Origin of the sequence: Pseudomonas hamedanensis, from assembly GCF_014268595.2 — a bacterium.
Lineage (GTDB): Bacteria > Pseudomonadota > Gammaproteobacteria > Pseudomonadales > Pseudomonadaceae > Aquipseudomonas > Aquipseudomonas hamedanensis.
Genome location: NZ_CP077091.1, coordinates 3633298 through 3648731 on the forward strand (window position 1 = coordinate 3633298; position 15434 = coordinate 3648731).

Consider the following 15434-nt stretch of genomic DNA (forward strand, 5'->3'; position numbering starts at 1 on the left):
ACTGACTAATGTTTGGTATCAGCTTCTCTGAACTGCTGCTCGTCGGCCTCGTCGCCCTGCTGGTGCTGGGCCCCGAGCGTCTGCCGGGCGCTGCGCGCACCGCCGGGCTGTGGGTCGGCCGGCTGAAGCGCAGCTTCAACGCGATCAAACAGGAAGTTGAACGTGAAATCGGTGCCGACGAGATTCGTCGGCAACTGCATAACGAGCACATTCTGTCGCTGGAGCAGGAGGCGCGGAAGATTTTCACACCGGTTCAACAGGAGCCAACGCCCGTGCAGCCAGTGGCAGAGCCGACGATTCATGCGCCGACGACGCCTGCCGCAGCGGCTCCCGTTGTTGCGGCGACCGACGCGACTCCTGCAGAAACCTCGGTTGAACACGTAGCCCCGACCGCCGCGCCGACTACACCAGCGCCTCAAGACCCTACACTGCCGCCGCGAGCCCCATGAGCGATCTCCCCGAAAACGACCAGCACATGCCGCTGGTTTCGCACCTCACCGAGTTGCGCACCCGCCTGCTGCGTTGCGTGGCGGCGATCTTCATCATTTTTGCCGGGTTGTTCGCCTTCACCCAGCAGATCTACACCTTCGTCTCGACGCCGCTGCGCCAGTACCTGCCGGTCGGCGCGACGATGATCGCCACCGATGTCTCGTCGCCGTTCCTGACGCCGCTGAAGCTGACGATGATGGTTTCGCTGTTCCTCGCGATCCCGGTGATCCTGCATCAGATCTGGGGCTTCATCGCGCCGGGCCTGTACAAGCATGAAAAGCGCATCGCGGTGCCGCTACTGGTGTCCAGCATCCTGCTGTTCTACACCGGCATGGCGTTCGCCTATTACTTCGTATTCCCGCTGATCTTCAAATTCTTCGCCGCCGCCACCCCGGCCGGCGTGGAAATGATGACCGACATCGCCAGCTACCTCGATTTCGTCATGACGCTGTTCTTCGCCTTCGGCGTGGCGTTTGAAATCCCGGTGGCCGTGGTACTGCTGGTGTGGATCGGCGTGGTCGATGTGGCCTACCTGAAGAAGATCCGCCCGTACGTGATCATCGGCTGCTTCGTGGTCGGCATGATCCTCACCCCGCCGGACATCTTCTCGCAGACCCTGCTGGCGGTACCGATGTGGATGCTGTTTGAAATCGGCATTCTGTTCGGCGGCTTGATCAGCAAACGCGAACGCCCGGACGAAGACCCGGCCGACGATCACAACGACCAGCCGCCAGCGACCCAGGCATGAACCTGCTGTTGCTCGAAGAGGCCGACTTCATTGCGGCCGACCGGGTGGTGCTGCGTGATCGCCGCCTGACCCATATGCAGGAGGTTCACCGTTCGCAGGTCGGTGACAGCCTGCGCGTCGGGCGCATCAACGGCCTGATGGGCTCGGCTGAATTATTGCGCCTTGATGCCGGCGAAGCCGAGCTGCGCGTCAGCCTCGATCAACCGCCACCGGCCAAGCTGCCGCTGACCCTGGTGCTGGCCCTGCCGCGGCCGAAAATGCTCCGCCGGGTATTCCAGACCGTGGCGACCATGGGCGTGGCAAAGGTGATTCTGGTCAACAGCTATCGCGTCGAGAAAAGCTTCTGGCAGACGCCGTTCCTGGAGCCGGAAGCGATTCGTGAGCAGTTGATCCTCGGTCTCGAACAGGCTCGCGATACTGTGCTGCCGCAGATCATCATCGAGAAGCGCTTCAAACCGTTCGTTGAGGATCGCTTGCCGGCCATCACTGAGGGCACACTCGGCCTGGTCGGCCATCCCGGCAACTTCCCTGCCTGTCCGCGCGCGCTGAGCGAACCGGTGACCCTGGCCATCGGCCCCGAAGGTGGCTGGATTCCCTACGAAATCGACCTGCTGGCCAAATCCGGTCTGCAACCGGTGCAACTGGGCGAGCGCATCCTGCGCGTCGAAACCGCCGTCACCGCCCTGCTCGCTCGACTGTTCTGAGCCAAGCAACTTTTATGGCGAGGGAGCTTGCTCCCGCTTGGGCGCGAAGCGGCCATCGTTTTTTCTCCAACATACAACGCAACTGTTGGTGTTACGACGGCTGCGCCGCCGAGCGGGAGCAAGCTCCCTCGCCATAGGATCACGAGCGATGGCGGAAAAGAGGCGTTACAGATTGCCATTATTCAGCCGATACAGTCCCCATAAGTCCAATTAGTGGTCCGAAGGGAGTGGTCGCATGTACCGATGGTTAGCCGAAAGTCTTGGAAACGTCAGCGTCAAACGTAAGCTGGGCATCGGTTTTGGCCTGGTGCTGTTGCTGACGCTGTTGATCACCTTCACCGGCTGGACCGGCATGAGCGGCATCATCAGCCGCGGCGACAAGCTCGGCTTTATCTCCAGCCTCAACGAGCTGACCCGAGACCTGCGCCTGGCGCGCATGGACTACGACATGCGCCGTGGCGAACAAGGCCCGGGCGCGGTCAATGAATTCCTCAACAAACTCGAAAGCGGCCTGCAATCGGCACGCGGCATGATCGAGCAGCCGTCCGACGTGGCGATGGTCGACCAACAACTGGCCGCCGTGGCGCAATACAAACGCGCCTTCGGCGAAATGACCCAGGCCACCGTGCAGCGCGAAGACGCGCGCAGCAAGCTCGGCGCCAATGCCGATAACGCCGTGGCCAAGGTCGGCGACGTCGAGAGCGCGCTGCTGCAAGGCGACAGCGTCGCGCAGTACAACGCGGTGATCGAGCTGAGCAAATTGCTGCAGCAGGCGCGCTATCAGGTACGTGGTTATACCTACAGCGGCAAGGCTGAAGCCGAACAACCGGCGCTGACCGCCATCGACAATGCCCTGAAAAATCTCGAGAGCCTGCCGTCCCGCGTGCCGGAGCAGCACATCGCCAACCTGCAGCAAGCCACCGACTCGCTCAAGGCCTACCGCGCCGCCGTTGCCCAATTCCGTGATTCGCAGATTAATAACACCGCTGCACTGGCGAACATGTCCGCGCAGGGTGACATCCTGATGGCGCTCAGCAAGAAACTCACCGAATCGCAAACCGTCGTGCGCGATACCGACGCGGCGCGTGCCAAGAACCTGCTGCTGATCGCCACCGCGCTGGCATTGGCCTTCGGCTTGATTGCCGCCTGGGCGATCACCCGCCAGATCATCATTCCGCTGACCCAGACCCTGAAAGTCGCCGAGCGCGTCGCGGCGGGCGACCTGACTCACAACCTGGTGTCCCTGCGCCGCGACGAACTGGGCCAGCTGCAGCGCTCGATGCAAACCATGACCCAGGGCCTGCGCGAATTGATCGGCGGCATCAGCGACGGCGTGACACAGATCGCCAGCGCGGCCGAAGAACTGTCCGCGGTGACCGAGCAGACCAGCGCCGGGGTCAACAATCAGAAAATCGAGACCGATCAGGTCGCCACCGCCATGAACGAAATGGCCGCCACCGTGCAGGAAGTCGCGCGCAATGCCGAGGAAGCCTCCGAAGCCGCCGTCGCCGCTGACCAACAGGCCCGCGAAGGCGACAAGGTTGTCGGCGAAGCCATCGCCCAGATCGAGCGTCTGGCCGTGGAGGTCGGGCACTCCACCGAGGCCATGGGCGAGCTCAAGCGCGAAAGCGACAAGATCGGCAGTGTCCTCGACGTGATCAAGTCGGTGGCTCAGCAAACCAACCTGCTGGCGCTCAACGCCGCCATTGAAGCGGCGCGTGCCGGTGAGGCCGGGCGTGGTTTCGCCGTGGTCGCCGATGAAGTGCGCAGCCTCGCGCAACGCACGCAGAAGTCCACCGAAGAAATCGAAGAACTGATCGTCGGCCTGCAAAACGGCACCCAGCAAGTGGCAACGATCATGGACAACAGCCGCACCCTGACCGACAGCAGCGTCGAACTGACCCGCCGTGCCGGTGGCTCACTGGCAAGCATCACCCGCACCGTGTCGGCGATCCAGGCGATGAACCAGCAAATCGCCGCTGCTGCCGAGCAGCAAAGCGCGGTGGCCGAAGAGATCAACCGTAGCGTGCTGAATGTGCGGGATGTCTCGGACCAGACTTCGGCGGCGAGTGAAGAGACAGCGGCTTCCAGCGTGGAGCTGGCGCGGCTGGGGACGCATCTGCAGATGCTGGTGGGCCGTTTCAAGGTTTAAGTGAGATCGAGGTGAGGCCATTCGCGAGCAGGCTCGCTCCCACAGGAAAAATGCATTCCAAGTGTGGGAGCGAGCCTGCTCGCGAAGGCGGTAGATCCGGCGCTGAAATTACAGCACTTGGCGCAAAAAGGCCTGCGCTCGCGGATCCTTCGGCGCGGCAAAGAACGCTGCCGGCGCAGCGTCTTCCAGCAGTTTGCCGTGATCGAAAAACAACACCCGGTCCGCCACTTCCCGGGCAAAACCCATCTCGTGGGTGACGCAGACCATAGTCATGCCTTCCACGGCCAGATTTTTCATTACGTCCAGCACTTCGCCGACCATTTCCGGGTCCAGCGCCGAGGTCGGCTCGTCGAACAGCATGACTTTCGGCTCCATCGCCAGCGCCCGGGCAATCGCCACGCGCTGCTGCTGGCCGCCGGACAAGCGCGAGGGAAATTCGTTGGCCTTCTGGGCAATGCCAACCTTTTCCAGCAGCGCCATGGCCTTGGCCTCGCGCTCTTTCTTGCCGCGCTTGCGCACGACTTTCTGCGCCAGGCAAAGGTTCTCCAGCACGGTCATGTGCGGGAACAGATTGAAATGCTGGAAGACCATGCCGACTTCGCGGCGGTAGGCGTTGACGTCGGTTTTCGCGTCGGCCAGTTGCAGACCGTCGATGCTCACCGAGCCGGAATCGAATGCTTCCAGGCCATTGAGGCAGCGCAGAAAGGTCGACTTGCCGGAACCGGACGGGCCGATCACCACCAGCACTTCGCCCTTGGCGACCGTGGTGCTGACGTTATCCACGGCACGCACCACTTGGCCCCGGGTGTCGAAGACTTTTACCAGATCGCGGACTTCAATCACTTTGCGCGAGCCTCCGCTCAAGCCGGCTGGCGATTTTCGACAGCGGCAGGTTGATCAACAGGTACAGGCCGGCCACGCAGAACAGGATTTCAAACGGCGAGAACGACGTGGTGATGACTTCCCGGCCGCTTTTCAGCAGCTCGGTGATAGCGATGACCGACACCAGTGAGGTGTCCTTGACCAGACTGATGAATTGACCGGCCAGTGGCGGCAGCACGCGCTTGAATGCTTGAGGCAAAACCACGTGACGCATCGACTGGCCGGCACTCAGACCGAGCGAACGCGCCGCCTCGTTCTGCCCGCGGGCAATCGACTGCACACCGGAACGGATGATTTCCGCCACATAGGCACCAGTGAACAGCGACAACGCGGCGATCCCGGCGAATTCGCGGGACAGGTTCATTACTGTGCCAATGAAGAAGTAGAAAATGAAGATCTGCACCAACAGCGGCGTGCCACGCACCAATTCAACGTAAATCGTTGAAAGGTCACGCAGGGTCGGGTTGCTGGAGAGGCGGCACAGACCGGTGACCAGGCCGATCAGCAACCCGAGCACGCCGGAGACCACCGACAACCAAAGCGTGGTCCAAAGGCCCCACAACAGCGGTCCTGCTGCCCAGTGTCGGGTTACACCCACGACGTCGCCTTCAGCGACATCGTCGCCCTGAGCGAATTGCAGGCTGTTCTCGTCGACGGTCAGGTGCTGTTCGTCACCCGCGTCGTTGCGCAGCGTGACCTGAGCGCTGCTGCCCTTGCGCACCAGTTCCGTGACGGTGGAAATGTCCGCAGCGCGCTGGGTCTCTTCGGCCTGATAGGCGAAGTACTGCGGCACGCGGTTCCAGCGCCATTCGTAGGACATCAGCGACGTCGCGTAATACAACGCACCCGCCAGGCCGACCAGCACCAGCACGGTGAGGACGTGCCAGGGCCATTGGACTTTTTTCTGTTTCATCAAGGGTTCTCAGATGATCGTTCCCACGCTCTGCGTGGGAATGCCGCCCGGGACGCTCCGCGTCCCTGCTCAAGCGTGACGCGGAGCGTCACAGGATGCGTTCCCACGCAGAGCGTGGGAACGATCAACAAATGCGGGTTATTCCATGTCCTTGAGCCACTCGGTGCTCTTGAACCACTTGTCATGGATGCGATCGTAGGTGCCGTCTTCGTGGATCTGGTGCAGGAAGTTGTTGATGAAGTTGAGGCTGTCGAAATCGCCCTTCTTCAGGCCGAAGGCCAGCGGCTCGTAGGTGAACGGCTTGTCGAGGAACACCAGTTTGCCGGCGCCAACCTTGTTCACCGCGACGACGTTGTACGGCGCGTCGTAAATGAAGGCATCGGCCTTGCCATTGACCACGTCGAGCACGGCTTCCTGCTCGTTGTCGTAGCCGTGGTATTTGGCTTTCGAGATCAGTTTTTTCGCGACCATTTCGCCGGTGGTGCCGAGCTTGGAGGTGATGCGATAGTCAGCGGTGTTCAGGTCTTTATAGGACTTGATGGTGCCTTCCAGCTCCTTGCGGATCAGCAGGGTCTGGCCGACGACGATGAACGGATCGCTGAAGTTCAGGCGCAGGTTGCGTTCCTGGGTCAGTGTCATGCCGCTGCCGATCATGTCGAACTTGTCGGTCATCAGCGCCGGAATGATGCCGTCGTAACCGGTGGAAACCAGTTCCAGCTTGACGCCCATGGCCTTGGTCATGGCCTTGAGGATGTCGACTTCGAAACCGATGATTTCGCCACGCTTGTTGGTCATCTCGAACGGCATGTAAGTCGGATCCATGCCGACTTTCAAGGTGCCGCGCTTGACCGCGTCATCGATCGCGCCGGCCTGCGCCGCATTGACTGCAACCAGTGCCGTGACGCCGACCAGCAGCATCGACAGATACTTCTTCATCTTCAAGTCCCCAAAACCATTGCGTGTGCGGCGCGAAAACCGACAGAGGCAGGCAAAAAAGCCCAGGCGCGCCAATTCGGGGACGGATGCTAACGCACTCGTTCGTTTGCACAAGGTTTTTTGCCGGGAATTGTTGTTACGGGGAGGGATTGAAAAGCAAAAGATCGCAGCCTCCGGCAGCTCCTACAGGTGTTCACATAATCCTGTAGGAGCTGCCGTGTTGTGGTCGAACTTTTTTAGACCATGATGTAGGAGCCTCGATTTAAGGAAGCGTCATGGGATATCGGGTCGTTACGCCTGAAGAAAAAGCAGAATCTATTCGGTTAGTGGTGGAGATGCATTACTCCGTCCCCAAGGCCTGCCAAGCCACTGGTGTGGGCCTCACAGCTTTGCGTCGCTGGGTTGCTCGCTGGCGTCGGCAGCAGGATGAAGTTACTCAGTTGCCACGATTACAGGATCAGGAGTTAATCGAGTCGCTTCAGGCGAAACTGGCGCTACTTGAGGCCGAGAACCAAGTGCTAAAAAAGCAATTGCCCTCTCATCTAAAGGTTCTGTTCGGTCGAACCAAATGATTGATGGCGTAAGAGGTGCTATGTCAGTTCGGCACATATGCTCCGTGCTTGGCATCGCCCGAAGTAGCTATTACATAAACCGCAAAACCAAGCGTTTGAAGCCGGGCCTGCGGTGGCTAAGGCGCAGACTTCGTGCGCTGCATAAAGAACATCGAGAGGCCCTGGGTACTCGAGGGCTCTGCAAAGCGTTGAGAAAGAAAGGGATCTTCATCGGTCGCTATCGAATGCGCTCGCTGATCAAAACTTTCGGCCTGCACCGACGCAGGCCACGGTATGCCCACTATCGTCGTGCTACTAAACCGGCAGTCGTTGCTCCGAACATACTTGATCGTCGCTTCAATCCGACTCAGCCAGATACGCTTTGGGCAGGCGATATCACCTACATCAGAGTTGGGAATAGCTGGCTTTATCTGGCAGTGGTGATGGATCTTTTTTCACGCAGGATTGTTGGCTGGGCGTGCTCCCGAACTGCTGATGCTGAGCTGGCTGCTAAAGCACTGAAGTTGGCGGTGTCACTACGTCGACCAATGCCTGAACTGCTATTTCACTCAGACCAGGGCTGTCAGTACACTGCTGATCGATTTGTTACCTGTTTGGCAGACAACCGGATCGTTCAAAGCATGAGCCGTCGAGGTAATTGCTGGGATAATGCAGTGGTTGAACGCTACTTCAGGACGCTGAAGCACGATTGGATGCCGGAAAACGGTTACCAGAACCATTTCGAAGCGGAGAAGGATGTGATGGGTTTTATCTCACATTACAATCATCGCCGTTGCCACTCCGCTTCGAACAACTTACCGCCTGCGCTATTTGAGCAGCAGGCGGCCTAATGCTCCTACGGAATGGTTTGAAAAAACTGAACCACTACACCGAAGGCTGCGATCTTTTTATCAGGCCGGTTGAGCCTGCAGGCTCACCGGTCGCAACGGCAGCAACGGTGCATGCGGATCGGCTTTCACCGAAGCGCGCCAGGCGTCCAGCCACTCGGCATGACCTTCGGCCCAGACTTGCTCGTGCAAGCGCGCCAACGCCACCGGGTCGCTGAGCAGTTGCAGGCGATCGTGGTTGTTCAGCCCGGCCGGGCCGACCTTGATCGCATGCCGCACACGCTCCTGACGCAGCCACTCGATCGGTTCGGCTTGACCGTGACGGGAGGTCGCCAGCGAGCACGCCAAGGCGTTCTGCTGCGGATCGACCACCGCGCGGACGAAGCCGTCGTTCAGTGCGTGCCAACGGTTTTCGTGGGTGTACTGATCGGTTGCCAGCAAGGCTTGCGGCGGATTGTATTCCTCAGGAATGAGGAACAGGCTCTCGTCGCGGGTCTTGAGGCCCAGGCCGACACGGCTGGAAATCACCGACACCGGGATCGACAGCATCAGCGAACCGACGATCGGCACCAGCCACCACAGGAAGCTCGGGTTCAGCCAGATCACCAGCAGCGCCCAGAAGAAGCCCAGCAGGGTCTGCGGGCCGTGACGCTTGACCGCTTCGCTCCATGGCGTCGAGTCGTCGTCACGCTGCGGCGAATTCCAGGTTGCCGCCCAGCCGAGGAACGCGGCCAGAACGAAACGGGTATGGAAAATCATCCGCACCGGCGCCAGCAACATGGAGAACAGCATCTCCAGCAGCATCGACAGGGTCACCTTGAACTTGCCACCGAACTCTTTTGCGCCCTTGGCCCAGATCAGGATGATGCTCAACAGCTTCGGCAGAAACAGCAGCACGATGGTCGTCGAAAACAGCGCGATCGCTTTGTCCGGATGCCATTGTGGCCACAACGGATAGAGCTGACGCGGTTCGAGGAAGTACTGCGGTTCCATCAGCGTGTTCACCGCCAGCAGCGCCGTCGACAACACCAGGAAGAAGAACCACAGCGGCGCCGACAGGTAGGACATCACGCCGGTCAGGAACACCGCGCGGTGCACCGGGTGCATGCCCTTGACCAGAAACAGGCGGAAGTTCATCAGGTTGCCGTGGCACCAGCGACGGTCACGCTTGAGTTCGTCGAGCAGGTTCGGCGGCAGCTCTTCGTAACTGCCCGGCAGGTCGTAGGCAATCCACACGCCCCAGCCGGCACGGCGCATCAGCGCCGCTTCAACGAAGTCGTGGGAGAGGATTGCACCGGAGAACGCACCTTTGCCCGGCAACGGCGCCAGGGCGCAGTGGTCGATGAACGGCTTCATGCGAATGATCGCGTTGTGTCCCCAGTAGTGGGATTCACCCAACTGCCAGAAGTGCAGACCGGCGGTGAACAGCGGGCCGTACACACGGGTCGCAAACTGCTGCATGCGCGCATACAGAGTGTCCATGCCCGACGCCCGCGGCGCGGTCTGGATAATCCCGGCGTCCGGGGTGGCTTCCATCAGGCGCACCAGACTGGTCAGGCATTCGCCGCTCATCACCGAGTCGGCGTCGAGTACGACCATGTACTTGTAGTCACCGCCCCAACGACGGCAGAAGTCGTCAAGGTTGCCGCTCTTGCGTTTGACCCGGCGACGGCGACGGCGATAGAAGATCTTGCCGAAGCCCTTGGCTTCGCGACAGACGTCCAGCCAGGCCTGTTGCTCGGCGACGCAGATGTCGGTGTCGTTACTGTCGCTGAGGACGAAGAAGTCGAAGCGATCCAGGTCACCGGTGGCCGCAACCGATTCGAACGTCGCACGCAGACCGGCGAACACACGCGGCACGTCTTCGTTGCAGATCGGCATTACCAGCGCGGTGCGTGCGTCTTTCGGGATCGGCTCGTTGCCGGCGCTTTTGCCGGAGATACGATATTTATCGTGACCGGTGAGCAACTCGAGGAAGCCCATCAACGCGGTCCAGAAACCGGCCGAGACCCAGCAGAACAGAATCCCGAAGAGAATCAGGATGCTGGTTTGCAGCGCATACGGCAGCACTTGCGTGGCGGTTTGCAGCAGCGGTTGATGCAGGACTTCTTCCAGATCGACAAACGACCAGCCCTGGTACGGCATGATGCCTTTCATGTACCAGCCAGCGACGATGGTCTGGCCGAGCATCAGCAGCAACAGAATGTAGCGACGGATCGAGCCGACCGTGCGCCAGCGCGCGGCGGGCAACACGTTAGCGTCTTTCGGCGGCTGCGGCGGGTTGGTCCGGCCGGTCAGGCGGCGCCAGCCACGCACCAGAATATTGGTGCGCCATGGTTCCGGCACAACCTTGGTCCGACGGATCGGCGGCGTAGCCTTCATGCTGACCCGGCCGCTGGCGTCGAGCACCAGCATTTCTGCGTCGGCAAGTTCTTCGGCGGTGCTCAGGGTCAGGCGCTTGCCCACCGAAGCCTGGGCGGCTTCGGCAGGATCGTCGAACGTCGAGGATGACAGGCGTTCATGCAACTCGCTGAACGACTGGCAGCCCGCGAGTTCCGCGCGTTGCTCGTCGGTCATTGGCAGATGCGCCAGATACTCGGACAGAGTCTCTGGCTGTACTTGAGAGTTACTCATCGGCAGGCAACTGATAGCTCCAGGTCTCGGTCAGGACTTCTTCAGTCGGTGCCGATTCCGGTGTGGCTGGGGCCGCGTCGGCAGCGACTGGCTGCTTGGCGTCTTTGTTGGCCTTGTCCTTGGCATCTGCGGCTGGCTTGGCTTCGGCCTGTTTGGCTTCGGCGGCCTTGGCTTCCTTGTCGAGTTTTTCCTGTTGCTTGGCGGCGACCTTGTCAGCCTTGGCGACCGACGAGTTGGAGGCCGGCAGCGACGACTTGGTCAGATCGGCGGTGACGATCGGCTGAACCAGCGCGGCGCGCATCTCGGTCGCCTTGCTCGCGTCCTTGATCTTCATCCGCAGGGTCAGGCGCCAGCCCTTGGTTTCCGGGTTGTAGCGCACGCTGTTTTCGACCAGTTCGGCGTTGTCGCCGACGCTGACTTGACTGCGCACGTCGGCATCCGGTGCCAGCGCGGCCAGCGACGGACCTTCGAAATCGACCAGATAGGCAACACTGCCATCGGGTTGACGGATCAGGTTCGATTGCTTGACGTCACCGGTCGAACGCAGGGTCTGCGCCACCCAGGCGCTGTCCGGCGCGTGCAGCGCGGCTTCGTCCATGGTCCAGTGCATGCGGTAGGCGAAGTCCAGCGGCTGGCCCGGCTCCGGCATTTTTTCCGGACTCCAGAACGCAACGATGTTGTCGTTGGTTTCGTCGGCGGTAGGAATCTCTACCAGATCGACGGTGCCCTTACCCCAATCGCCTTTCGGCTCGATCCAGGCGCTTGGGCGCTTGTCGTAGCGGTCGTCGAGGTCTTCGTAATGGCTGAAGTCGCGGCCACGTTGCAGCAGACCGAAACCACGCGGGTTTTCGACGCTGAAGTTGCTCACGGCCAGATGTTTCGGGTTGTTCAGTGGGCGCCAGATCCACTCGCCGTTGCCGGCATGGATCGACAGACCGCTGGAGTCGTGCAGCTCACGGCGGTAGTTAAGGACTTTCGACGGCTGGTTGGCGCCGAACAGGAACATGCTGGTCAGCGGCGCGATGCCCAGTTTGCCGACCTTGTCACGCAGGAACATTTGCGCCTTGACGTCGACAATGGTGTCGCTGCCCGGACGCAGGGTCAGTCGGTAGGCACCGGTGGCGCGCGGCGAATCGAGCAGGGCGAAGATCACCAGGTGCTTGTCGCCCGGCCTCGGCTGCTGGATCCAGAACTCGCGGAAACGCGGGAATTCCTCGCCCGACGGCAGCGCGGTATCGATTGCCAGACCACGGGCCGACAGCCCGTAGGTGTGGCCCTTGCCGACAACGCGGAAATAACTCGCGCCGAGCATGGTCATGATTTCGTCTTGCTTGTCGGCCTTGTTGATCGGGTACAGCACACGGAAACCGGCATAACCCAGTTGCTCGGTGGCTTTCGGATCGAATTTCAGGTCGCCGAAATCAAAGCGGGTTGGATCGTATTTAATCTCTTCGACGGTGTTCGTCGTGATTTCATTGATTTTCACCGGTGTATCGAAGTGCATACCCTGGTGATAGAAAGACAGTTTGAACGGCGTCTTCTTGTCCGCCCACTCGGCTTTCTCGGTGAGGAAGCGAATTTTCTGATAGTCCGCAAACTTCATTTCGCGGAATTCGTTCGGCAGGTTGCTGCGCGGGGCTTCGAACTTCTGCCCGGCCAGCTCTTTAGCCTTGGCCGATACGTCGTCAAGATTGAACGCCCAAAGCTGACCGGCGCTGAGCAGGCACAGGAGCGCCGAACCCGCTACCAGAGCACTTCGCATGCGTTTGGCAGACATTTTTGCTGCATTACAGGGACTAACAATCACGAGCAACCCTCGCCGAAAACAGATCAATAAACCAACGGCCAGATGAAGTGCCTGTGGGGTTTTCGGCTGTGAACAACCGACCTTCCAGCGCACCCTTGCCAAGTTGGCGAGCAATGTTCCGACTCCGCCGGGGCAAAATGATTCCCCAATCGGATCCAGACAAGTCTCTACCTAAGCCAAAACGGATCAACGAATGTCGATCCCCGCAGCGCGCGATTATCTAGTAGCCCGGATGACAACGCATCAGGGGTAACAAAGTATTTATCGCGAAAACAGCCTGAAAACGTCGAAATTTCCGAAAAAGGTGTTTCAGCCACTGTCAGGTCTGTAACAAAAACGTAACGGGACCATCGTTGACCAGATGCACCTGCATATCGGCGCCGAATCTACCTGATGCCACAGTGCCATGCATCTGTTTCGCCTGGCTCAATAGATAGTCGAACAATTCTTCGCCCAAGGCCGGTGGCGCCGCTGTCGAAAAGCTTGGCCGCAAGCCGCTTTTGGTGTCAGCGGCGAGGGTGAACTGAGAGACCAGCAGCAATCCGCCGCTCACATCCTTCAGCGACAGGTTCATCTTGCCTTCAGCGTCACCGAATACCCGATAGTTAAGCACTTTATGCAGAAGTTTGTCGGCGCTGGTACGCGTGTCGTCGGGTTCGACCGCCACCAGCACCAGCAACCCCTGATCGATCGCGCCAACCACTTCGCCGGCCACTTCAACCCGCGCACCACGTACGCGCTGTAACAGCGCCTTCATGCTTCTTCGAGTGGCAGGTCGAGCAGGCGCTGAGCCATTTTGCTCGCGGCACGCACCAACGCATCAGTGATGCCCGGTTCGGATGCCGCGTGCCCGGCGTCGCGAATCACCTGCAATTCGCTGTTGGGCCAGGCCTGATGCAATTCCCAGGCGTTGTCGAGCGGGCAGATCACGTCGTAGCGACCATGAATGATCACGCCGGGCAAGTGAGCGATCTTGCCCATGTCGCGGATCAACTGGTTCGGCTCAAGGAAAGCATTGTTGGTGAAGTAGTGACATTCGATCCGCGCGATCGACAGCGCGCGCTGCGGCTCGGAGAAACGATCGACCACCAGCGGGTTCGGCCGCAGGGTCGCGGTACGCCCTTCCCACGTCGACCAGGCTTTGGCCGCGTGCATCTGGGCGATCTGGTCATTACCGGTCAGACGTTTATGGAAAGCGTTGAGCAGGTCGTCGCGCTCGTCCAGCGGGATCGGTGCGATGTAGTCCTGCCAGTAATCGGGGAACAGACGGCTGGCGCCGGCCTGGTAGAACCACTCGATTTCCTGCGGACGGCAGAGAAAGATCCCGCGCAGGATCAGGCCATGGACGCGTTCCGGATGGGTCTGCGCGTAGGCCAGCGCCAGGGTCGAGCCCCACGAGCCGCCGAACAGCACCCATTTTTCGATGCCCAGGTGCTTGCGGATGCGCTCAAGATCTTCAACCAGATCCCAAGTGGTGTTGTTTTCCAGGCTGGCATGCGGGGTGGAGCGACCGCAACCGCGCTGGTCGAAAGTGACAATGCGATACAGATTCGGATCGAAATAGCGCCGGCTCTGCGCATCGCAACCGGCACCGGGCCCGCCGTGGATGAACACCACCGGCAGACCCTCCGGCGAGCCGCTTTCATCGACATACAGTGTATGGGTGTCATCGACAGCCAGATCGTGCCGGGCGTGAGGTTTGATCTGCGGAAACAAAGTCTGCATTGCGCGCTCCGTAAGGGGTCGAGGTCATCCCTGAGGGGACTTCTATTATTCTGCCGTTGGGCATCATAAACCCGATTTGCGTCAATGAGCATGCCTGTGCGCTGTCACCGTTTGTCAGCCATCGACCTCACAGGCCGAACGCGATCCTGTGGGAGCGAGCCTGCTCGCGAAAGCGGTGTGTCATTCGGCATGGATGCTGGCTGAACGGACGCCTTCGCGAGCAGGCTCGCTCCCACAGGGGTTATGCGCTGTAGTGAGATTTTGCCCAGGCCAGATAACCCTGCAGCAATTCCCTGAGCACCACCCGCGTCGGTTCGGCCAGGTCGGCGCGGTAGCGGAACGGTTCGAACTCTTCCATGTAAGTGGATTGACACAGTTCCAGTTGCACGGCGTGGATGTTTTGCGCCGGGTTGCCGTATTGTCGGGTGATGTGGCCGCCCTTGAAGCGACCGTTCAGCACATGACTGAACTGATCATGGCGGGCGCAGATTGCTTCCAGTTGCGAGGCCAACTGCGGATCGCAACTGGCGCCATTGAACGTGCCCAAGTTGAAGTCAGGCAGTTTGCCGTCGAACAGGTGCGGGATGATCGAACGGATCGAGTGCGCGTCGAACAGCAGCGCGTAGCCGAACTCGGCTTTCAGCCGCGCCAGCTCCTCCTGCAAGGTGCGGTGGTACGGCGTCCAGATTTGTTGCAGATACGTCGCCCGCTCTTCATCAGACGGCTCCAGACCTTGCTGGAACAACGGAATGCCGTCGAACAACGTCGCCGGATACAAACCGGTGGTCGCCCCGGCGTACAACGGCTTGTCGTCGGACGGCCGGTTGAGATCGATGACGAAGCGCGAATATTCGGCAGCCAGGGTGCTGGCGCCCAGTTCTTCAGCAAAATCGTAGAGCTGCGGAATGTGCCAGTCAGTGTCCGGCAGGCTTTTCGCCGCCGGGATCAACCCGGACTCGACCGCCGGGGTCAGACGCACGCCTGCGTGCGGCATGCTGATCAGCAGCGGCACGCGGCCTTGTTTGAAGTTCAGAACCTTGTCCAC

Annotated in this window: 14 protein-coding genes and 1 pseudogene; 7 read left to right on the forward strand and 8 right to left on the reverse strand. The window is 60.3% G+C overall.

Going from position 1 to position 15434, the window contains the following annotated elements:
* Positions 1-8 precede the first annotated feature (8 nt).
* From tatB to HU739_RS27065, 5 genes and pseudogenes are all read left to right on the forward strand, one after another.
* A complete protein-coding gene (gene tatB / locus HU739_RS15675) occupies positions 9-449 on the forward strand; it encodes a Sec-independent protein translocase protein TatB (RefSeq protein ID WP_186552152.1) in 441 nt (146 codons plus the stop codon).
* The gene (gene tatC / locus HU739_RS15680) at positions 446-1237 is read left to right on the forward strand and encodes a twin-arginine translocase subunit TatC (protein WP_186552153.1); all 792 of its coding nucleotides are present in this window, start codon (positions 446-448) and stop codon (positions 1235-1237) included. Before tatB ends, tatC begins: the two co-directional genes overlap by 4 nt.
* On the forward strand, positions 1234-1941 hold the full coding sequence (locus HU739_RS15685; protein WP_186552154.1) for a 16S rRNA (uracil(1498)-N(3))-methyltransferase: 708 nt from the start codon (positions 1234-1236) through the stop codon (positions 1939-1941). Before tatC ends, HU739_RS15685 begins: the two co-directional genes overlap by 4 nt.
* A gap of 352 nt (positions 1942-2293) precedes the next feature.
* A pseudogene (locus tag HU739_RS27060) lies at positions 2294-3238 on the forward strand (methyl-accepting chemotaxis protein); the annotation flags it as partial.
* Positions 3239-3379: 141 nt separating this feature from the next.
* Entirely contained in the window at positions 3380-4093 is a 714-nt protein-coding gene (locus tag HU739_RS27065) for a methyl-accepting chemotaxis protein (protein ID WP_407681962.1), read from the forward strand.
* 108 nt (positions 4094-4201) lie between these two features.
* Here the strand turns inward: HU739_RS27065 and HU739_RS15695 are convergent, their stop codons facing one another.
* The 3 genes from HU739_RS15695 to HU739_RS15705 all read right to left on the reverse strand — a co-directional run bounded on the left by HU739_RS15695 (position 4202) and on the right by HU739_RS15705 (position 6824).
* On the reverse strand, positions 4202-4936 hold the full coding sequence (locus HU739_RS15695; RefSeq protein WP_186552156.1) for an amino acid ABC transporter ATP-binding protein: 735 nt from the start codon (positions 4934-4936) through the stop codon (positions 4202-4204).
* Positions 4929-5888: an amino acid ABC transporter permease gene (locus HU739_RS15700; RefSeq protein ID WP_407681931.1), complete on the reverse strand. Its 960-nt coding sequence runs from the start codon at positions 5886-5888 to the stop codon at positions 4929-4931. The genes HU739_RS15695 and HU739_RS15700 overlap by 8 nt, the downstream gene beginning before the upstream one ends.
* A gap of 138 nt (positions 5889-6026) precedes the next feature.
* A complete protein-coding gene (locus HU739_RS15705; RefSeq protein ID WP_186552158.1) occupies positions 6027-6824 on the reverse strand; it encodes a transporter substrate-binding domain-containing protein in 798 nt (265 codons plus the stop codon).
* Between the two features lie 275 nt (positions 6825-7099).
* On the opposite strand from HU739_RS15705, the gene HU739_RS15710 reads away from it, so the two are divergent.
* Together HU739_RS15710 and HU739_RS15715 are read left to right on the forward strand one after the other, a co-directional pair.
* Complete coding sequence (locus HU739_RS15710; RefSeq protein ID WP_186552159.1) at positions 7100-7396, forward strand: transposase; 297 nt, start codon at positions 7100-7102, stop codon at positions 7394-7396.
* Positions 7393-8226 (forward strand): IS3 family transposase, encoded by an 834-nt coding sequence (locus tag HU739_RS15715; protein ID WP_186552160.1) that lies wholly within the window; start codon positions 7393-7395, stop codon positions 8224-8226. Before HU739_RS15710 ends, HU739_RS15715 begins: the two co-directional genes overlap by 4 nt.
* A gap of 60 nt (positions 8227-8286) precedes the next feature.
* Here HU739_RS15715 and mdoH read toward each other — a convergent pair whose 3' ends face one another.
* The 5 genes from mdoH to hutG all read right to left on the reverse strand — a co-directional run bounded on the left by mdoH (position 8287) and on the right by hutG (position 15434).
* A complete protein-coding gene (gene mdoH / locus HU739_RS15720; RefSeq protein ID WP_186552161.1) occupies positions 8287-10857 on the reverse strand; it encodes a glucans biosynthesis glucosyltransferase MdoH in 2571 nt (856 codons plus the stop codon).
* Positions 10850-12634: a glucan biosynthesis protein G gene (locus HU739_RS15725; RefSeq protein ID WP_186552162.1), complete on the reverse strand. Its 1785-nt coding sequence runs from the start codon at positions 12632-12634 to the stop codon at positions 10850-10852. The genes mdoH and HU739_RS15725 overlap by 8 nt, the downstream gene beginning before the upstream one ends.
* Positions 12635-12983: 349 nt before the next feature.
* A complete protein-coding gene (gene dtd / locus HU739_RS15730) occupies positions 12984-13421 on the reverse strand; it encodes a D-aminoacyl-tRNA deacylase (RefSeq protein ID WP_186552163.1) in 438 nt (145 codons plus the stop codon).
* Positions 13418-14389, reverse strand: a complete 972-nt coding sequence (gene pip, locus HU739_RS15735) for a prolyl aminopeptidase (protein WP_073471584.1) — start codon at positions 14387-14389, stop codon at positions 13418-13420. The genes dtd and pip overlap by 4 nt, the downstream gene beginning before the upstream one ends.
* Positions 14390-14630: 241 nt before the next feature.
* Positions 14631-15434: an N-formylglutamate deformylase gene (hutG, locus tag HU739_RS15740; protein ID WP_186552164.1), complete on the reverse strand. Its 804-nt coding sequence runs from the start codon at positions 15432-15434 to the stop codon at positions 14631-14633.